The 19889-nt window shown below is 37.2% G+C and carries 20 protein-coding genes; 7 read left to right on the top strand and 13 right to left on the bottom strand.

From position 1 onward, the window contains the following. Positions 1-209: 209 nt before the first annotated feature. From BUA72_RS14050 to BUA72_RS14065, 4 genes are all read right to left on the bottom strand, one after another. Positions 210-1568: an MATE family efflux transporter gene (locus BUA72_RS14050; protein ID WP_047453427.1), complete on the bottom strand. Its 1359-nt coding sequence runs from the start codon at positions 1566-1568 to the stop codon at positions 210-212. A 105-nt stretch (positions 1569-1673) separates the two neighbouring features. Continuing rightward, positions 1674-2858, bottom strand: coding sequence for a sigma-54-dependent transcriptional regulator (locus BUA72_RS14055; RefSeq protein ID WP_034727684.1), 1185 nt, complete (start codon positions 2856-2858; stop codon positions 1674-1676). Positions 2859-2914: 56 nt separating this feature from the next. Continuing rightward, positions 2915-3574: a YggS family pyridoxal phosphate-dependent enzyme gene (locus tag BUA72_RS14060; RefSeq protein ID WP_072923462.1), complete on the bottom strand. Its 660-nt coding sequence runs from the start codon at positions 3572-3574 to the stop codon at positions 2915-2917. A gap of 168 nt (positions 3575-3742) precedes the next feature. Next, positions 3743-4609: a polysaccharide deacetylase family protein gene (locus BUA72_RS14065; RefSeq protein ID WP_072923464.1), complete on the bottom strand. Its 867-nt coding sequence runs from the start codon at positions 4607-4609 to the stop codon at positions 3743-3745. Between the two features lie 265 nt (positions 4610-4874). Between BUA72_RS14065 and BUA72_RS14070 the strand changes: the two genes are divergently transcribed. After that, a complete protein-coding gene (locus BUA72_RS14070; protein ID WP_072923465.1) occupies positions 4875-5267 on the top strand; it encodes a carboxypeptidase-like regulatory domain-containing protein in 393 nt (130 codons plus the stop codon). A gap of 162 nt (positions 5268-5429) precedes the next feature. Further along, positions 5430-5699 carry a hypothetical protein gene (locus BUA72_RS14075; protein WP_072923467.1) on the top strand — a complete coding sequence of 90 codons (270 nt, stop codon included), beginning with the start codon at positions 5430-5432 and terminating at the stop codon, positions 5697-5699. A 4-nt stretch (positions 5700-5703) separates the two neighbouring features. Here the strand turns inward: BUA72_RS14075 and BUA72_RS14080 are convergent, their stop codons facing one another. The 6 genes from BUA72_RS14080 to BUA72_RS14105 all read right to left on the bottom strand — a co-directional run bounded on the left by BUA72_RS14080 (position 5704) and on the right by BUA72_RS14105 (position 11322). Beyond that, positions 5704-6432 carry a DUF72 domain-containing protein gene (locus tag BUA72_RS14080; protein WP_072923468.1) on the bottom strand — a complete coding sequence of 243 codons (729 nt, stop codon included), beginning with the start codon at positions 6430-6432 and terminating at the stop codon, positions 5704-5706. Positions 6433-6439: 7 nt separating this feature from the next. Then, positions 6440-9304: a heavy metal translocating P-type ATPase gene (locus tag BUA72_RS14085; RefSeq protein ID WP_072923470.1), complete on the bottom strand. Its 2865-nt coding sequence runs from the start codon at positions 9302-9304 to the stop codon at positions 6440-6442. Between the two features lie 303 nt (positions 9305-9607). Continuing rightward, positions 9608-10168, bottom strand: a complete 561-nt coding sequence (locus tag BUA72_RS14090; protein ID WP_072923471.1) for a helix-turn-helix domain-containing protein — start codon at positions 10166-10168, stop codon at positions 9608-9610. After that, positions 10165-10557 carry an acyl-CoA thioesterase gene (locus BUA72_RS14095; protein WP_034727696.1) on the bottom strand — a complete coding sequence of 131 codons (393 nt, stop codon included), beginning with the start codon at positions 10555-10557 and terminating at the stop codon, positions 10165-10167. The genes BUA72_RS14090 and BUA72_RS14095 overlap by 4 nt, the downstream gene beginning before the upstream one ends. Before the next feature lie 95 nt (positions 10558-10652). Then, complete coding sequence (locus tag BUA72_RS14100) at positions 10653-11063, bottom strand: DUF6157 family protein (protein ID WP_072923473.1); 411 nt, start codon at positions 11061-11063, stop codon at positions 10653-10655. 55 nt (positions 11064-11118) lie between these two features. Next, on the bottom strand, positions 11119-11322 hold the full coding sequence (locus BUA72_RS14105; protein WP_047453408.1) for a helix-turn-helix domain-containing protein: 204 nt from the start codon (positions 11320-11322) through the stop codon (positions 11119-11121). Between the two features lie 308 nt (positions 11323-11630). Between BUA72_RS14105 and BUA72_RS14110 the strand changes: the two genes are divergently transcribed. Continuing rightward, positions 11631-11999, top strand: a complete 369-nt coding sequence (locus BUA72_RS14110) for an RNA recognition motif domain-containing protein (RefSeq protein WP_034727704.1) — start codon at positions 11631-11633, stop codon at positions 11997-11999. A 518-nt stretch (positions 12000-12517) separates the two neighbouring features. On the opposite strand, the gene BUA72_RS14115 is transcribed toward BUA72_RS14110, so the two are convergent. Genes BUA72_RS14115 through BUA72_RS14125 form a run of 3 tightly spaced genes read right to left on the bottom strand, consistent with a single transcriptional unit; the run spans position 12518 to position 15438 of the window. Further along, positions 12518-14308: a DUF4153 domain-containing protein gene (locus tag BUA72_RS14115; protein ID WP_072923474.1), complete on the bottom strand. Its 1791-nt coding sequence runs from the start codon at positions 14306-14308 to the stop codon at positions 12518-12520. A 23-nt stretch (positions 14309-14331) separates the two neighbouring features. After that, on the bottom strand, positions 14332-14826 hold the full coding sequence (locus BUA72_RS14120; RefSeq protein ID WP_072923476.1) for a BlaI/MecI/CopY family transcriptional regulator: 495 nt from the start codon (positions 14824-14826) through the stop codon (positions 14332-14334). Positions 14827-14835: 9 nt separating this feature from the next. After that, on the bottom strand, positions 14836-15438 hold the full coding sequence (locus BUA72_RS14125) for a phosphatase PAP2 family protein (RefSeq protein WP_072923477.1): 603 nt from the start codon (positions 15436-15438) through the stop codon (positions 14836-14838). Between the two features lie 124 nt (positions 15439-15562). Between BUA72_RS14125 and pdhA the strand changes: the two genes are divergently transcribed. The 4 genes from pdhA (at position 15563) to BUA72_RS14145 (ending at position 19840) form a co-directional block, all read left to right on the top strand. After that, entirely contained in the window at positions 15563-16564 is a 1002-nt protein-coding gene (pdhA, locus tag BUA72_RS14130; RefSeq protein WP_047453401.1) for a pyruvate dehydrogenase (acetyl-transferring) E1 component subunit alpha, read from the top strand. Positions 16565-16661: 97 nt separating this feature from the next. Continuing rightward, a complete protein-coding gene (locus BUA72_RS14135) occupies positions 16662-18278 on the top strand; it encodes a 2-oxo acid dehydrogenase subunit E2 (RefSeq protein ID WP_072923479.1) in 1617 nt (538 codons plus the stop codon). Positions 18279-18576: 298 nt separating this feature from the next. Continuing rightward, the gene (locus BUA72_RS14140) at positions 18577-19245 is read left to right on the top strand and encodes an ABC transporter ATP-binding protein (RefSeq protein WP_034727716.1); all 669 of its coding nucleotides are present in this window, start codon (positions 18577-18579) and stop codon (positions 19243-19245) included. A 16-nt stretch (positions 19246-19261) separates the two neighbouring features. After that, positions 19262-19840, top strand: a complete 579-nt coding sequence (locus tag BUA72_RS14145) for a murein L,D-transpeptidase catalytic domain-containing protein (protein WP_072923481.1) — start codon at positions 19262-19264, stop codon at positions 19838-19840. Positions 19841-19889 lie beyond the last annotated feature (49 nt).

Here is a 19889-nt window from a genome sequence, read left to right on the forward strand (position 1 = left end):
GCGCGAAGTCGAAGACTTCGCGCAGCTTTTTTAGTGATTTTTTATAATGTTAGAAATACAGAAGCGGGAATAGAGTAGGTATTCAACTTCAGGAACGTTTAAGATCCGGTTTTAATCGGACGTTAATTGTTCATCAATTTTCATCAGACTATCAGGAATAAAAAAGCCCAATAGTAACTTCCATCCTCCCTCTTCCAGCTTCCAACTCCTTAATTCTGCTTAATTCTCTTCGCAGACATATTGAGAAATCGCTTCACCAGGAAAACCGCAGAAACGGTAAGTCCCAACCCTAAAGCGATCCACATTCCGAAAGCACCCATTTTTAAAGTGACACACAGGAAATATCCTAAAGGAATCGTAATCACCCAGTAAGCGATAAAAGTATAGATCGACGGGATTTTTACATCCTGAAGACCTCTCAGCATCCCTAAAGCCGTCACCTGAATTCCGTCTGAAAGCTGGAATAAGGCAGCGATAATCATTAGTTTTGAAGCCAGCATAATCACTTCAACTTCTTCTTTTTTAGTAAAGAAAGTCGGAAGGATATTTCTTCCCAGAACAAAGAACAATCCACAGATACACATGAAAATAAAAGATATTTTCAGGTTGTTGATCCCAACTTTTCTTAATTCAACGAAATTCTGTTCACCAAGCTTTCTTCCGATCATGACTGTTGAAGCCACACTGAACCCTACACAAAGGTTAAAGGTGAATGAAGCCATACTCAAGGCGATCTGGTGAGAGGCAATATCGTGAGCGGAGATCAGTCCGCAGATAAAAGCAGCACCTGCAAAAGCCGTTACTTCAAAGAACATCTGTAAAGCAGTAGGCAGACCCAGTTTCACCATTTTATCAAACATATTTTTGGAGAACACCTGGATTTTTAAAGAAAAGTCTTTAATATATCTTCTCGTTTTTTTCTCTTTCACCAATACAACATACAGGAATACGACCATGAATATTCTGGAAATCAACGTGGCTAAGGCTGAACCTTTTACCCCCATCTCAGGGAAGATCCAGATTCCTTTGATCAAAACATAGTTCAGGACAATATTGATGATATTCGCAATGATCGTTGCCTTAGTTACGCCTATGGTATAGGAAAGTCCTTCAGAAACTTCACGAAGCGTCTGGAAAGCCATAAACGGGATCATACTGATCGCCATAATACCGAGGAAATCTACCGTATTGGGAATGATCTTCGCCGGCTGCCCGGAATGATAGAGTAGTGGCATGCCTAAAAGCAAGACTGCCATTAAAATAATTCCTACAGACATATTGATCACAAATCCGTGACTGAATACAGAATTAATAGTTCCGTGGTCCTGCTTGGAGTGTGCTTCAGAAACCAGCGGAGGAATAGCAAATGAAAATCCCAATGCCAGTACAAACACCGAGAAAAACACAGCATTTCCCAATGAAACAGAAGCAAGGGCATCTGCACCTAAAAGTTTTCCGACAATAATATTGTCGAACAAATTCACCGAGACCTGCCCCACCTGCGTAAGCATTACAGGTAGAGCCAGAGTCAGGCATTCTTTCGTATAGTTTTTGTTTAAAAAGCTCATAATATTTTATGATTCATATATAGTTTAATACTTAAAAATAGGGCAAAAAAAAATTTGCAGTAGGGCTACTGCAAATTGTTATAATATATTTAATGTTCAATTAAATTATTTCCTTACAAAACTTGCAACATCCTCCTCGGAAACAGAATTTCCGCCAAGAATAATTAATCTTTCCACCACATTTCTCAGTTCTCTGATATTTCCAGTCCATGAAAGCACTTTAAGCGCATCAATTGCTTTATCATCAAATTTTTTCACAGCAGTACCGTGTTCATCGGCAATCATACCGGAAAAATGGTCTACTAGCAATTTGATATCATCTTTTCTGTCATCCAATGGTGGAACATAGATTTCAATCACAGAAAGCCTGTGGTAAAGGTCTTCTCTGAATTTTCCTTCTTCAATTTCCTTCTGCATGTTTTTATTGGTTGCTGCAATCACTCTTACATCAACTTTTATTTCCTTATCGCTTCCCACTGGAGAAACTTTGCTTTCCTGCAATGCTCTCAAGACTTTAGCCTGAGCAATAAGACTCATATCTCCGATCTCATCCAAAAAGATGGTACCGCCGTTAGCCTGCTCAAATTTTCCCTGCTTGTCTTTAATAGCTCCTGTAAAAGAACCTTTTACGTGTCCGAAAAGTTCAGATTCAATAAGTTCAGATGGAATAGCCGCACAGTTCACTTCAATCATAGGACCTCTTGCACGCTCACTTTGGTTGTGAATCGCATGAGCTACCAATTCTTTTCCAGCACCGTTGGGTCCTGTGATCAGAACTCTGGCGTCAGAAACAGCTACTTTTTCGATCATATCCTGGATTTTTTTCAAAGCAGGAGAATCACCGATCATCTGGTATTTTTTGTTGACCTTTCTTTTTAAGGTCTTGTTTTCAGTTTGGAGGTTTTTATTTTCCTTTTTCAGACTTTCTTTGGCTAAAGCATTTTTCACACTTGTAATCAGTCTGTTGATGTCGATAGGTTTGGAAATAAAGTCATATGCGCCTTCCTTTAAACAGGAAACAGCAGAGTCGATGTCTGCGTGGCCCGAGATCATGATGAATGTGCTTTCAGGCTTTAGGATCATACTTTGTTTTAAAAGTTCTGTTCCGGAAAGTTTAGGCATCTTGATATCAGAGATCACCAATGCGAAATCTTCTTTTTCTATCTGTTTGTAGCCTTCAAGGCCATCTTCAGCGATAACAAATTCGTAATCGGTAAGTTCATCAGAAAGAATACTGTGTAATACTCCCGAGATTGCTTTTTCGTCTTCTACAATAAGGATTTTTTGCATAGTTGCAAATTTAGATTTTTTGATTCAATTATTAGCAAAAACCATACCTAAATATACTATTTTGAGTAATCTCTTCTGCCGAAAATAGCAGATCCAACCCTCACGGAATTGGCACCGCATTCAATGGCAGCCGGGAAATCATCACTCATTCCCATAGATAATGTTTTAAGTGTTTTTAACTGATTTAATTCATCAAAAAGCCCTTTTAAAATTAAAAATTCTTCTTTTACCTGATCTTTATCCTCCGTAAATGTAGCCATTCCCATCAGTCCGGTAATTTCAACATGGGAAAACTCTCCGTCAATATATTTTTGAAACAGGGTTTTCGCTTCATCAATCTCAAGTCCGAATTTACTTTCCTCAGCTGCAATTTTTACCTGCAACAGGACTTTAATCGTTCTGTCATTCTTACCTGCTTCTTTACTGATCTCTGCAAGAAGTTTCTCAGAGTCCACACTTTGAATGGTATCGATGAACGGAGCGATATACTTTACTTTATTCGTCTGCAGATGCCCGATCAGATGCCATTCTATATCTTTAGGAAGGAGCGGATATTTCTCCATAAGCTCCTGAACTTTATTTTCACCAAAAACTTTCTGTCCCAGATCATAAACCTCCTGAACAGCCTCAACCGGATGTGTTTTTGAAACCGCTACCAGCTGAACTCCTGCCGGAAGCTGATCTTTTATTGCTGTATAATTTTCTTGAATACCCATAAATGCAAATTTCTGAATTATAAAAGGAAAAAACTAATGAATCTGTAAAATTGTTGTTGACTTTTGCTAGTTGCTAGTTGCTAGTTGCTAGTTGCTAGTTTGCCACCAATGTCATTTATTCCCCGCATCATTAAATTGTTACACTGTTAGATTATTTCATTGTTACATTTAATTCAGAATATCATTAATCTTCGGATACTGCGAGATCTTTCTGAACACAAACTTGTTACTTTTCTGAAGTTTTTCAATAAACATATCCAGTTCATTGATGGAATCTGCGTCTCTAAGGTATTGATCATGCGTAAGGAAAACCAGGTGTCTGGATGTTTTTTCCAGATCATTAAGGAAGATACTGTCTACCTTTTTGATCATTGCTTCGTGGCTGCCTTTCAATGTCATTTTTTGCGAAGGTCTCCATTCAAGATCCCATCCGATTACTTTGTAGCCTGCTTTTCTAAGACCGTTGGCCGCATCGGTTGATCCTTTAATATCCGTTACATTAATATTGTTCAGTCTCCAGATGTTTCTTCCCGGAGTTCTGGCTATTTTATCATAAAGTTTCAGACTGTCTTTTGCGATGTCAAAATCACGGACGACGGCATCAGCATTTTTGTAAAAATCTGTGTATTTGTTGTGGGCGTGGGTAAAGCTGTGGTTGGCCAGTTCGATCAGAGGATTGCTTTTCAGAAGCTTCATATCATCTTTCTGTCTTTTGCTTCCATAGGCATGTTTTCCTACCAGAAAGGCGGTGGCACACACGTTTCTTTTGTTTAAGATCTTAAGAAGATTTTCCGTTCCCTGGTTGGGACCGTCATCAAAGGTAAGGTAGATGATTCTTTTATCGGTTTCTACACTCTCATCATCTATTTGGGGGACCGTTTGTACGGTGGGATGTTCCTGTGAACTCATCTGAGCAGAGTCTTTCACATCGGTTTTGTCATTACAGCTGTTGAATACCATTGAGGCCGCACTCATCAATGCAGTCATCCCAAGAAAAGTCATGTTTCTTGACTTTTCCCCAAATTTTTTTTTCATAAAGATAATGGAGATTTAAATAGTTAAAAATCGTTAAAATAATGCTGAAATATTAACAAATTATATGCCATCAATTGTTAAATTTTACTTTTTAAGTTTATTTTAAGGACTTTATTTTAAAGCATATTTAGGATAGAATGCCAGCTTTGTGGATTATGTTTTTGTATTCTTTGATTTTAACATTTATAAATACTAAATCCATTTATTTTTTCTATTTGTATTGAGGTTTTCTTATTCTTCCTATATTCGGGAATTATTTTATCTGATGAATTTTAAACATCTATTTATTCTTCTGGTTTCGGCCAATTTATCTGCTCAGAAGATTTCAGGAACCATCTTTTCGGAAAAGCATCAGCCTGTTACGGATGCCAGAATTGGAATTGAGAATGAAGATACCGGAAGTATTACCGATCAGGAAGGAAAGTATCTAATTGATTTTACAGGCTTAGATAAAAATAAAATATTGAAAGTAGAGGTAAACGGATACGAACCTTTTAAGATCAAGGTTTCAGATTTTGAAGCTTTAAACCAATATAATATTTCACTCATTAAAAAAGCAGTTGAAATTGAAAATGTGAATATTGTTCCCAAAAAGTATGTTCAAAAGAACTTTGGAACCAGAAATTCGAAAAAAGTGTATTGCGGTTATGATTCCTAGGATGTAAAGAAAATTTTCAGAGAATATGCGATAAAGATCAAGAACCAAAGAAAACTAAAAGTAAAAAAGATTAATCTCAATCTAGCCATATTTGAAATTGAGCAGCCTGTTACCCTGATCTTCGATATTCAAAACTCGGCAGGTGATTTTCCCGGAGAATCGGTGGTAAATGAAACACTGAAGCTCACGATAACCAAAGAAGACATCCGGGAGAATACGATTTCTTTAGATCTGAATGATAAAAGTATTTGGTTGAATGGGGATTTCTTTGTTTCCGTAAGGGCTTCTGAAGATTTTAAAGGAAGGCTTTTTTTAGGAGGAAATATTTTCGCGTTTTCTAAAAATACCTATTACAGAAATTATTTTGGAGAATGGAAAAAGTTCTCAGCAGGAGAGCCTTCGATTAATGTAGATGTTTTAATAGAGAAATAAATGATTACTCCAGAATTTTCTTGAGATACAGCGCATTTTTAATGGCAGCAGTTCCCCAGGTATTATTGAAAAATATAAATGCTTTTCGGTCTGAATGTTTGATTTTTTCCGCAAGAGCATTAATAAACTCTGAGCTGTACTCTGATTTATAGAGAACAGGTTTTCCATGAAGCCTGTAATATAAAATTTCAGGATGATTGATGATTATATTTTCAGGAAGATTTCCCGGAAAACTTACCCCGGAAAATATAATTTGATGTTCTTTTAAAAGTGTAAAAACTTCATCGGTCCACCAGGATTCATGGCGGAATTCAATGACGTTGAAATATTTAAAATCAAGGCTGGAATTAATCAGATCCATATTTTCCTGTGATTTTTTAAAGGAAGGCGGAAACTGATATAGAAACCCGGAAAGTTTTTCTTTTAAGTGAGTCTGGATATGGGCGCAGAATTCCGAAATATCTTCTTTAGCTTCTTTCAGCCGTTTTTCATGGGAAATGGTTTTTGGAATTTTGATGAAGAATTTAAAGTCATCGGGCGTTTCATCATGCCATTTTACAAGTGTTTTGGCAGTAGGTTTTCTGTAAAAGGTAGAATTGATCTCTACCGTATTGAAAACCCCGGAATATAAAGTAAGAAAGTCTTTACTTTGGGCATTTTCAGGATATAGCGACCCTTTCCAGTCGTTATTATAAAATCCCGAACATCCAATGTAAAGACTTCCTTTTTTCATATTTTTTTTATTTTACATCCGCATCCAGATCAACCGAGTTTAAACGCAGTGAATTCAGAATAACAGACAGTGAACTGACACTCATTGCTGCTGCTGCGATCATGGGTGATAATAATATTCCAAAGAAAGGATACAATAATCCTGCCGCTACCGGAATCCCCAATACATTATAGATGAAGGCGAAAAACAGGTTTTCTTTGATGTTTTTAAGGAGTTTTTCACTTAAAAGTTTGGCTTTTGCCACTCCTAAAATATCTCCTTTCAATAGTGTGATCTCTGCACTTTCCATGGCAACATCAGTTCCGGTTCCCATCGCAATTCCTACATTCGATTGTGCCAGAGCAGGGGAGTCATTGATCCCATCGCCGGTCATGGCTACAATTTTGCCTTGCTGCTGAAGTTTTTTCACCTCATTCAGTTTATCTTCCGGAAGACAGCCTGCTTTATAATGTTTGATTCCCAGTTCATCTGCAACTGCTTTTGCGGTATGTTCGTTGTCGCCGGTCATCATGATAACATCAATTCCCTCATTCATCAGGCGCTGAACTGCTTTTTTGGAAGTAACTTTAATTTTATCCGTAAAACTGATGAAGCCCAACACATTTTTATCCTGTGCAATATAAGAAATGGTATGTGCCTTCGACTGTACTTCTACCGCTTTTTGTTTTAATTCCTGTGGAATGGAAAGACTATTTGAGATCAGAAGACTTTCGTTTCCTAAGTAAACCGTTTTTCCATTGATATTTCCCTGAACTCCTTTTCCTGAGATATTTTCAAACTGATCTACTTTTTCAGCGGTTAAATTCTCTTCTTTTGCTTTTTTGATCACCGCATTGGATAACGGGTGTTCTGAGTTTTGATTAAGAGAAAAAGCCAGTTTTAAGATTTCATTTTTATCTTCGTTTCCAGACGTTTCAATATATTCTACAGACGGCTTTCCTTCCGTTAATGTTCCCGTTTTATCGGTGATCAGAACATTTACTTTATGCATTTGTTCCAAGGCTTCTGCATTTTTGATCAGGATACCGCTTTTGGCACCTTTCCCGATTCCTACCATTAGAGACATGGGTGTGGCTAATCCAAGTGCACACGGACAGGCTACAATTAAAACCGCAACGGCATTCACGAAAGCAAATAAACTTCTTTTGCCTTCCGGTCCGAAAAACTGCCATAAAATAAAGGTAAGAACGGCAATCAGAATCACAACTGGGACAAAAACTTTGGAAACCTTATCGGTCAGCTTTTGGATAGGAGCTCTGCTTCGGCTGGCTTCATTCACCATTTTAATGATCTGGGAAAGAAGGGTTTCATCGCCTACTTTTTCAGCTTTCATGATGAATACTTTATTCCCGTTGATGGTTCCTGAAGAAACCCTGTCATTAATACTTTTTTCTACTGGTACAGGTTCTCCGGTGATCATACTTTCGTCTACCAAAGAAGTTCCTTCAGTAATCTTTCCGTCAACAGGGATTTTTTCACCCGGTTTTACTTTTAAAAGATCTCCGATTTTCACCTGAGAAAGCAATACTCTTTTTTCTTCTCCATTCACCATAAGATTGGCTTCGTCCGGAGAAAGATTCATGAGTTCCTTAATGGCATTTCCTGTTTTTTTATGGGCAGCGGCTTCCATTAACTGTCCTAATATAACAAGAGTTAAAATCACACAGACTGCCTCAAAATACAGCGGAATTTCATGATTGTGTCCTCTGATTTCATGAGGGATAATATCCGGAAAAGTCAATGCCACAATACTGAATATAAATGCTGCGGCAACACCTAAAGCAATCAGGCTGAACATATTTAAATTCCACGTTTTGAATGAAACCCAGCCTCTTTTCAGAATAAACCATCCTGAATAAAACAGAACAGGAAGCGTTAAGGCAAGCTCGATGAATCCCTGTATGTTATGAGAGAAAGGGAAATTGATGAACATTCCACCCATTGAAAGAATAAAAACAGGAACGGTAAAGGCCAGAGAAATAAGGAATTTCTTTTTTAAAATATTGTAAGTTTCATCCTCTTCATCACCTTCACTGTCGGGCATTCTCACCAGATCCATTCCGCAGATCGGGCAGTCTCCGGGTTCGTCACGAATGATCTCCGGGTGCATAGGACAGATATACTTTGCGGTTTTCTTTTCGGGATATTTCACCAGATCCATTCCGCAGACAGGACATCCTACGTTGGAATCATAGGTTTTATCACCTTCACAATACATAGGGCAGTAATACTTTCCTGCCATATCATCGGTGACTTTTGGTGCTTCATGATGATGACTGTGGTCATGATGATTATGATGGGAATGAGTCTGTTGGTTATTATGAGAAGCCGCATTTTTTGCTAAATCTTCGGTAATCTCTTCCAGATGCATATGACAGACCGGGCAATCGCCTTTTTCATCATAGACTTTATCACCTTCGCAAAACATCGGGCAGTAGTGCTTTCCTACACTGTCTTTGAAGTTCTCCGGAAGATGGGTTGATGAATAGGTTGGTTTATGATTGGGATCTTTAGCATGTTTTTCCTCGATGGGAACCAGATACATCTTGCAGTCCGGACATCTTTCGCCCTGCTTGAAATATACTTTGTCACCTTCACATTCCATCGGGCAGTAATAGACTGAAGACGGCGAAACCCTATCCTGAGGCTTTACAAATGCAGTTTCGGGTTTTTTGGGGTCTTCCAGTCTGTATTTATCTCCTAAAGCATTATTTAAAACTGAAAGTTCGATTTCCTTATCGGAAGTGATGGTTGCGGTATGGGTTTCCAGATTGACATCGGCTGTTACTCCCTCAACACTGTTGAGTTTTTCAGAAATTTTTTTCTGACAACCGGAGCACGTCATTCCGAGTATATTATATTGTCTGTTCATGATCCTTGAATTTATAGTACAAATGTCCAAAATGAATGGCTAAGGCTGTTATAAATTTAAGGATAATAGTTATAGAATTTTGCCGGGGCTGAGTTTTGAGAGTTGGAGTGTTTTAGAGTTGGAGGGTTTTAGGGTGGGAGGGTTTTAGAGTCTGAGAGTGGAAGAGTGTATATAAATTGGAAAGTTTGAGAATGGAGACTCTTTTGATGTTTTATTATCATAGTAATCTAGTTGAGTAACTTAAAACAAGTTTACGCTCAAACTCTCAGACACTCAAACTCTCTGACGCTCAAACTCTCCAACTCAAAAGCTGTCCAGGGTTTTCCTCTGATGGTCCTTCAGTTTTTTGAATTCTGTAGGGGTAAAACCGGTAATGTTACGGAACTGGGAAGAAAGGTGCTGAACACTTTTATAGCCTAGCTTTCCGGCAATTTCGGTTAGGGTAAATTCATTATAAAGAAGCAGCTCCTTTACCTTTTCAATTTTATGAAGGATAAAGAACTGTTCCAGAGTAATATTTTCGTTTTGTGAAAAGGTTTTGGAAAGAGAGCTGTAGTCTTTATGGATCTTTGAACTTAAAAATTCTGAAAGAAGAAAGTCTTCATCAATATCGAGTTCACTGATCTTGAGAATGATTATATTTTTGATCTTATCGACTAATTGATGGGTAGAATCCATGATCCTTTCAAAGCCTGTTTCGAGGAGCTTTTTTTCTACGGCCAGCATTTTTTCAGCTGGAATATCCGTTTCAGTCTCGACTTCTCCCAAAGTGATAGAACGTATATTCACATCTGCCTCACTGAATATTTTTTCTACTGCGGAAATACAGCGGTTGCACACCATGTTTTTGATGAAAATTTTCATGGCTTGCTCAGTCTGTCTTTTACGAATTCAATCTGTGTTTTTCCGTGCGGTGCAGGATTTCCTTCACTGTCCAGGTTCACCATTACGATTTTGTCTACGGTGATAATGGTCTGGTGGGTCATTTTGTTTCTTACATCGCATTTTAAGGTCACGGAAGAAGAACCGAAGTGAGTGGCCTCAATCCCTATTTCTATAATATCTCCCTGTTTGGCTGAACTTACAAAATTGATCTCTGAAATAAATTTCGTTACCACTTTTGTATTTTCCAGTTGAATAATGGCATACAATGCGGCTTCTTCGTCAATCCACTGTAAAAGTCTTCCTCCAAAAAGAGAATGATTCGGGTTCAGGTCTTCGGGTTTTACCCATTTTCTGGTATGGTAGTTCATCTTTTAATAATTTGCTTCACAAATTTAGTGTTAAAAACTGGGTTTATCAAGGAAACTGTATTTACTGATCTGAAGGAAATGATTCATTTTCTCAATCATATTTTCTTGGAACGCATGGCTTTTACTTTTTTGATGGTATTATCATGTAAAAACTTCTCGTACTCGTCACTTTCAATTGGAAAAATGGCTACTTTACTATCCTCATTATGATGAATTCCGAATCCGTAACGTTTGGCCAAAGGGGAGGACCTGAGGCATGGTTGACCTTTAGAGAAGAAATCAATTCTTGCCTGTGGCTTTTCACTATCTGAAATATCATTTTTTACAGCATAGCATTCAAAAACAATGTCATCAGAAGAATACCGGTAAGGTTCTTTTACAATCTGCTCATACTGAAGTTTAGCTAAGGTTTTTACTTTCTTTTCAGGAGGTATTTCAGCATTTGATACCGGGCAGTCGTCAGCGGTTTCAATAAAAGTATTGGTGTAATTGGTGGTGTGTATCATATATATAATAGGTATAGTGATTGGGAATACAAATTTATGAAATGTTCAGTATGGATTACTCCCGGAACTCCAGAATATCTCCGGGCTGGCAGTCGAGTGCTTTGCAGATAGCATCCAGGGTACTGAAGCGGATAGCCTTCGCTTTCCCGGTCTTTAGGTTTGAGATGTTGGATAGGGTGAGATTGATCCTTTCTGAGAGCTCATTTAGTGACATTTTCCTCCTGGCCATCATCACATCAAGGTTTATTATAATAGGCATAGTAATTATATTGGGTTATATTTGCTGTTCCGGGGGGATTCGCGAACTGTTTTTATTATGTTAACTAACTTTAACTTTAAGCGAATTTCGGTAAAAATTTATTGATTAACAATACTTAATTGATATTAATTAATAAAATTAAAGGATGAATTCAATAGGAGGTGAGAAATACTTAAAAAAAAACTTTGATTTTAATTTATTAATTGTATCTTGCATACGTTTATATTTGGAATCAATATTTGTTCATTAATTTATGTTGTTTTTCTCTTATATATCAAATTTTTATTAATATTTAATTTTTATTTAAAATGAACATTTTTGTTTCAAACATCAATTACGCAACTAAAGAATATGAGTTGCACGATCTATTCGCAGAATTTGGTGATGTATCATCAGCTAAAATCGTTACAGACAGAGAAACTGGCCGTTCAAGAGGTTTCGGTTTTGTAGAAATGGGTGATGAAGAAGGAAAGCAAGCTATCGAAGCTCTTAACCAGAAAGAATTCAACGGAAAAGAGTTGAACGTATCTGAAGCTAAGCCAAGAGAAGAAAAGCCAAGAAGAAGCTTTGACAACAACAGAGGAGGAGGTTACGGAGGAAACAACAATAGAGGCGGCGGTAGCGGCTACGGTGGTGGAAACAACCGTGGTGGTAACGGCGGCGGAAATCGTTGGTAAAAATATAAGGCGGCTTTTTAGCCGCTTTTTTTATGCATTATTTATCCCTTTTTAAAAGATTTTAGAAAGGGATATTTTTTTGCATCTATAATTGGGAATGTTCAGGATTACGTGCAAAATCTGTGGAACTGACCATGTCTTTTTAACGCAAAGAAAATTATTATACTGTTTTATAAAGGGAAGTAAATTGGGAATCAATGGAATTGATTCTGATGAAGGCAGTGGATGTATAATGATTTAAAAATTTCACGCAGATTAATCAGATGACGCAGATTTTTACTTTTTTAATCTGCTCTATCTATATGATCTGCGAGAGTACATAATTTTTGTATAGTTCAAAACTTTTGCGCCTAATCCAATTTTTTGATAAGAAGATTTTGCCTTAATAATGCATACTTTAGCATTGCAAAGGATAAGTCAATCGAGATTAATTGGACTAAGCGAACGTATTAAAGTGGATAAAGAATAGGGGGTAAAACAAAAAAGCCGCTCCACAGTTGTGAAACGGCTTTGTATATTTATTTCTCCCTGATGAGCATGACTGCATCCTCATAGTAGATATTGTATTGCTTATTGTAAGAGGCTTTGTCTCTTGAAATACTTGGAAAAATGATTTTGATGTGGTATTTACCCAGGTCACTTTCCATCGCAATTTCCTTCAGGCTTACAGTTTCTGTGTTGCCTGTATTGTCTTCAAACAGCTTATTCATGGCTGAGCTGAAGTCTACGGCTTCTTTCGAATTCAGACTTACTTTAATTGACCTCGCGTTATTCACCTCGGTCTGATTATCAATCTGAAATGTATCGCCATTGATGGTTCTGGATTCCTGATTAAAACTGTTGAAATTAATCAGATACTGATATCCCTGAATAAGGGTAACCTTTGTTTCGGATTCTAAAACAAGTCTTTCAAATTTTGAAACGTCTGAAATTTTATCTACGTGGGTAAAAGCATTTCTAATACTGTTATTGATTCCCCATGAAGTAGGGCTATCAAAATCACGGACTAAAAGTTCTTTTGATTTAGGATCGAGAAGGGTTAAAAGAAAATCTTTCTGTTTCCTTTCTGCCAGGAAGCCAAACTTATCGGCAATTTCGTCAACCAGCATATCGGAAACTTTCTTCTCAAAATTGATCTTGTTGTTGATTAAAAGCTTATTGTTTTCCAGCAACGCTACCAGCTCATTTTTCTGGCTTCTTTTTGCAACGCTGAATGCATTCAAATATGGAAAAATTAAAGAAAAGGCTCCAAATGCAAACAGGCTTATCGGAATAAATTTGATACTTGCTGTTTTATTCAATACAAAATAAGCAACAACGCTCAACAGCCACAATGCCAGTAACAGTACGAAGTATCTGGGCTCTGTATACCCATACTCTAAGATTCTTGTAAATATCGCCGTAAATAATAGGACTATCAGTGGAATGATGGTGTAGTAAAACAGCTTTGAAAAAACTTTCACCCATGATTTTGCCTTTTCTTCTTTAAGTGGATAAACCAGCAGTAACGCAAGAATTCCCACAATGCTGTAAGCCAATACCAGATAAGAAACCCAGCCTCTTGGAAGTTCCCAGTTGATGATTATTTTAAATGAATAGATATAAAGAATAATCAGATAAATGAAAAGCAGTGGAATCAGAACGAATTGGGTGAAAAATTTTAAGATGACAGGATAAGTCCCGTCTTTTTCAAGATAATCCAGGCCGGTTTCATTAAACAGAAGGAAAATAAAACAGCTTCCGAAAATAGCTAAAACGTAAAACGTATCTATATAAAGGTTATCATTGAAATTAAAATCGAATAATTTATCTACCGCCAGAATCGCCAGCTCAACACCTCCGGTAAGAACCCCGGTGAATACGGCTGTAAGAAAAATATTCACGAAAAGATTCTTGTTGTATTGCCAGAAATTGAGTTCTTTATCCTTTTCTAAAAATGCAGCAAAAGAAACCAGTAAATGAGACAGCAGAAATGTAATCGCAATGATGAAGCCATGAACCTCATTAAAATCTTTTTCTCTTTCGGGCAGAATGAAAAAAAATCCTATCAGGAAAACGGTTCCCAATCCTTCTAATAATAATCTTTTCCCAATTCTTTGCGAAAGGATTTTTAAAGCAAACATCAAAGAAATTCCAAGACAGCAGCAGGCAATGAATTTTGAATGCGTAAAGAAAAACTCTTTGTCATATCTATTGTTCACGACCAAAATAGCCCCGATAGAAGAGAGTAGGGCCATTACTAATACCATTGGATAGCGTAAGATGACATCCTGTGCTTTTCCGGTTATTTCCTGGAATTTCGTTTTCATGATTTGGGTGTTATTTGACTAAACTAGTCTTTTTTCTTTTTTTTCTTCTTGTCTTTATCTTTAGTATCCTTTTCTTTTGCTTTTACCTTTTTCACTTTTTTAGGATTCAGTATTTCTTCTGCATACTCAAATTTAGGTTCTTCGATTTTTGCAGGAACGATTTCGATTTTAAGGTCGAAATAATTCTTCAGATCATCCTGGGATATTAATTTTTCGTTAAATAAAAACTCCAGAATCTCCTTTCCTGAATCGTTGAAAAAATTATGGGAAAGCTCTTTTAATAAAAATTTTCGGTATTCCTCAGATGGAACAACTACCGTATATTTAAAGATCCTTCCTTCTTTTTGGGTCGTGATATAGCCTTTCTCTACCAGTATTTTAAGGTAGGTGGATACGGTATTCTGATGCGGCTTCGGTTCAGGATGCTGCTCCATGATGTCTTTAAGATAAAAAGATTCAAGCTTCCAAAACAGCTTCATAAAATTCTCCTCAGCAGCGGTAAGATGATTTATTTTCATAGAATGTTCTTAATGTTGAAATTGTATATTGCAATAAAGATAAATAAAAGATACCACAAATGCTATTCCGGCACCCATAAATACTTCCTTTACCGTATGTCTTTTTAAAATTATCCTTGTCAGTCCCACTAAAGCAGCGATTCCTAGCCATACCAGTCCTGCTTTCCAGTTTAAGGTGAAAAATAGGGCGGCTACAAATACATTAAAAGCAGTATGCATCGAACTTTTGATATAAAAATTACTGATCTGCATGGTGAAAATCAGGATCAGGATAAACAACATGACAAGATCGATATATCCGTTTCTGAAATAATTGAAAATCAGATAAGCTACAACACATGCAGCAATGAAGATATACAGCGTTTTCCTTTGTACGCGGTCTGAAACATCCATATTGGTATACCTTCCGGTCTTTACATTCCATACCAACCAGATAACCACCGGAGCAATGATCATTAATAATATAGGCGCAAAATAAAGAATAGAGTCCTTTAAGGAGTATTCTCTTACACTCATATAAATAAAGAAAATAAATAAAGAAACGAGCGGATTGAAAAAATCTGAGATGACTTTTGAAATTTTATGTACCAGTGAAGGCTGTTTTTCGTCCATGTTCAAGTTTAAAATTCAAATATAACACTATAAGCAAAAAAACAATTAGTATGTATACGATAAAAACAAAGTTTTTTTTATAATTTTGCTCAAATATTCATCATAAAAAAGCAAGAGCTAGCACATGAAAGAATTTTCTAAAGAGGTATACCTGAAGTGGTATGAAGATATGACAATGTGGAGAAGGTTTGAAGACAAATGCCGTTCTCTTTATCTAAAACAAAAGATCAGAGGTTTTTTACATTTGTATAACGGTCAGGAGGCTATCCCTGCCGGCTTCACGCATGCAATGGATTTAACGAAGGACAGTATGATTACTGCTTACAGATGCCACATCCATCCAATGGCGATGGGAGTAGATCCTAAGAGAATCATGGCAGAACTTTGCGGTAAAGCTACCGGAACATCTGGAGGGATGGGTGGTTCTATGCACATTTTCAGCAAAGAACACCGTTTCTATGGTGGACACGGTATTGTAGGAGGACAGATTCCTTTGGGAGCTGGAATTGCTTTTGCAGATAAGTATTATGACAGAAAAGCTGTAAACATCTGTTTCTTCGGAGACGGAGCAGCAAGACAGGGATCGCTTCATGAAACATTCAATATGGCGATGAACTGGAAACTTCCTGTAGTATTTGTGGTTGAAAACAACCAGTATGCCATGGGAACTTCTGTGAAAAGAACTGCCAACCACGAAGATATCTATAAATTAGGTCTTGGATATGAAATGCCTTGCCTTGCCGTAGATGCAATGGATCCTGAAAAAGTAGCTGAAGCAGCTTACGAAGCAATTGAAAGAGCAAGAAGAGGAGACGGGCCTACTTTTATTGAAGCCAGAACATACCGTTACAGAGGGCACTCTATGTCTGATGCTGAACCTTACAGAAGCAAGGAAGAAGTAGCCATTCATAAGAATGATGATCCTATGGAACTGGTAAAACATAGAATTCTGGAAAACGGATGGGCTACAGAAGCTGAATTGGAAGCTGTAGACAACAAGTCAAGAGATTTTGTGGATGAGTGTATCGAATTCATGGAAAACTCTCCGTATCCGGATGCAGATAAAATCTATGAATATGTTTATGCTCAGGAAAACTATCCATTCTTAGACAAATTAGAAAACTAAAAAATAATTTGCTGATTTGATGATAGATGATGTGCCCATACCATGTTCACTGTTCTTATCATCACATCATCATATTAACAAATTAACACAATAAATTATGGCAGAAGTAATTACGATGCCCCGCCTTTCCGACACTATGACGGAAGGTAAAGTGGCGAAATGGCATAAAAAAGTAGGAGATCAGGTAAAAGAAGGAGATATTTTAGCCGAAATTGAAACAGATAAAGCTGTTCAGGATTTCGAATCTGAAATAAACGGAACTCTTTTATACGTAGGTGTAGAAGAAGGCGCTGCTGCTGCTGTAGACTCTGTTTTAGCGATTATAGGAAATGAAGGGGAAGATATTTCAGGATTAACCGGTGGAGCTGCTGCTCCTGCTGCAGTTGGTTCTGAAGAGAAAAAATCTGAAGAAGAATCCAAAACAGAAAATAATGCTACCAGCGTTGAGCAGACTACTGCTGAAGTTCCTGCCGGTGTAGAAATTATTACCATGCCAAGACTTTCTGATACAATGACAGAAGGTAAAGTAGCAAAATGGCACAAAAACGTAGGCGATACAGTAAAAGAAGGAGATCTTCTTGCTGAGATCGAAACAGATAAAGCCGTTCAGGATTTTGAATCTGAATTCAACGGTGTATTATTGAAGCAAGGTGTAGAAGAAGGGGGTGCGGCTCCAGTAGATTCAGTTTTAGCGATTATTGGTCCTGAAGGAACAGATATTTCTGCGGTAGGTGCTCCAAAAGCAGCTGCTCAAACCTCTGAAAAACCTGCTGAACAAAAACCTGAAGCTAAGACAGAAGAAAAGGCGGCTGCGGCTGTAAGTTCTTCCTCTTCTGACAGAGTAGCGATTTCTCCGTTGGCTAAGAAAATGGCTCAGGACAAAGGTGTTGATATCAACAGCGTGAATGGTTCAGGAGAAAACGGAAGAATTGTTAAAAAAGATATTGAAAATTATCAGCCATCTGCTCAGGCACAGGCTCAGCCTTCAGTTTCTGCTCCGGCAGCAGCTCAGGTTGCATTGAGCTTCGTACAGGGTGAAGATACAGAGACTCCTAATTCTCAGGTAAGAAATATTATTGCAAAACGTCTTGCTGAAAGTAAATTCTCTGCTCCACACTACTATCTGATGGTAGAGATCAATATGGATAAAGCGATTGAGGCCAGAAAAGAAATCAACTCTTTACCGGATACTAAAATTTCTTTCAACGATATGATCATCAAGGCGACTGCTGTTGCTTTAAGAAAACACCCTCAGGTGAATTCAAGCTGGGCGGCAGACAAGATCATCCACAGAGGAAATATCAACGTGGGTGTAGCAGTGGCTATTCCTGACGGATTAGTGGTTCCTGTACTTAAAAATACAGATCAGATGAACTATACTCAGATTTCTGCAGCGGTGAAAGATATGGCTTCAAGAGCGAAAAGCAAAGGTCTTAAAGCTAATGAAATGGAAGGTTCTACATTCTCGATTTCAAATCTGGGGATGTTTGGAATCGAAACATTTACAAGTATCATCAACCAGCCGAATTCTGCGATCCTTTCAGTAGGTGCGATCATTGAAAAACCGATTGTTAAAGACGGACAGATCGTAGTAGGAAATATCATGAAGCTTTCATTGGCATGTGACCACAGAGTGGTGGACGGTGCTACGGGAGCTCAGTTCTTGCAGACTTTAAAAACATATCTGGAAAGTCCTTTAACTTTGTTACTGTAACATTCTCAGATTGTAAAATATTAAAACCTCTCGCTTCGAGAGGTTTTTTGTTTTAATACGGGTTCATTTAACCCGTTTTTCTGTAAAACTAATTTTATTTCAAAATCTCATTTTACTATTTGATTTTTTTGTTATTCAAATAATGATAAGTTTTTATTTCTTAGTTGTAATAATATTCAAAAATATATAAAGTTTCTGCTTTTCAAAATATCTTTTTATGTAATCTTTTTCTTTAAAAAAGTTGTGGAGATTTGAGTTTTATGGCTGAACTTTAAAATCAAATTAGTACTTTTGGGTTATGATTAAAGCGAGTAATATCCATAAGTCTTATGGGAATTTAGAAGTATTGAAGGGAGTGGATATCCATATCAAAATGGGTGAAGTTGTTTCTATTGTAGGCGAATCCGGAGCGGGAAAGTCTACATTGCTTCAGATCCTCGGAACTTTAGATCTTCCAAGCAATTCCAATAAGTATAATACGGAGATAAGTATTGCGGGAGAATCTTTTATCAATATGAATGATAAACAGCTTTCAAAATTCAGGAATCAGAATATTGGTTTTGTATTTCAGTTTCATCAGCTACTTCCGGAATTTACAGCTTTAGAAAATGTGTTGCTCCCTACGAAAATAGGAGGGGCTAACGAAAAAGAGGCTTTAGATAAAGCATATGCTTTATTTGAAGACCTTAAGATAGAACAGAGACTGAATCATAAGCCTAATCAACTATCAGGAGGAGAAGCACAAAGGGTTGCTGTAGCAAGAGCTTTGATCAATTCTCCGAAAATTATTTTTGCAGATGAGCCTACAGGAAACCTGGATTCTAAGAATGCCGATGATCTTCACCGGTTATTTTTTGATTTGAGAGATAAATATAATCAAACCTTTGTGATTGTGACTCACAACCCTAATCTTGCAGAAATTACAGACCGAAAGCTGGTTATGAAAGATGGTATGATCGTCGAATAAAAATCCTTTAACCCTGATGAAAAAGTTTATTTTCCTGTTTCTTTTTATTATTTCCTGCATTAAAGCAGAGTCTCAGGAAAATAATGTATCCGAGGTCCTTCCGGCAGCAAAGGTTGTGGAGATTAAAAACTTCGTAAAGGGGAAAGATTATAATCAGGATCTGGCTATATTTATTAACTTTAAAACCTATTCAGGAAAATATAGATACTTTGTTTACGATCTTAAAAATGATAAAATACTTCAAAAAGCTATCGTTTCTCATGGTTCAGGATCTGTAATTAGGAATTCAGAAGCTCTTAAATTCAGCAATACGGAAGGTTCTTACCAGTCTTCACTCGGGAAATATGCAATATTAGGGAGCTATAGCGGTAAATTTGGAAAAGCGTATCGGCTAAATGGCCTTGATTCTACTAATAGCAATGCCATGCAGCGGGCGATAGTACTGCATTCTTTAGGATGTGTTCCGGATCAGGAAGGTCAAAGTCCAGCCTGTTTAAGTTTAGGGTGCCCAATGCTTTCTTTGAAGGCGTTGACCCAGAGTGCAAAATATCTTGACGAATCTAAAAAACCTGTAATTTTATATGCATTTTATTAAATTCATTCATATCATTTAAAGTTTATAATCAGTAATTTATAAACACGAC

The organism is Chryseobacterium sp. OV279 (assembly GCF_900128945.1).
Lineage (GTDB): Bacteria > Bacteroidota > Bacteroidia > Flavobacteriales > Weeksellaceae > Chryseobacterium.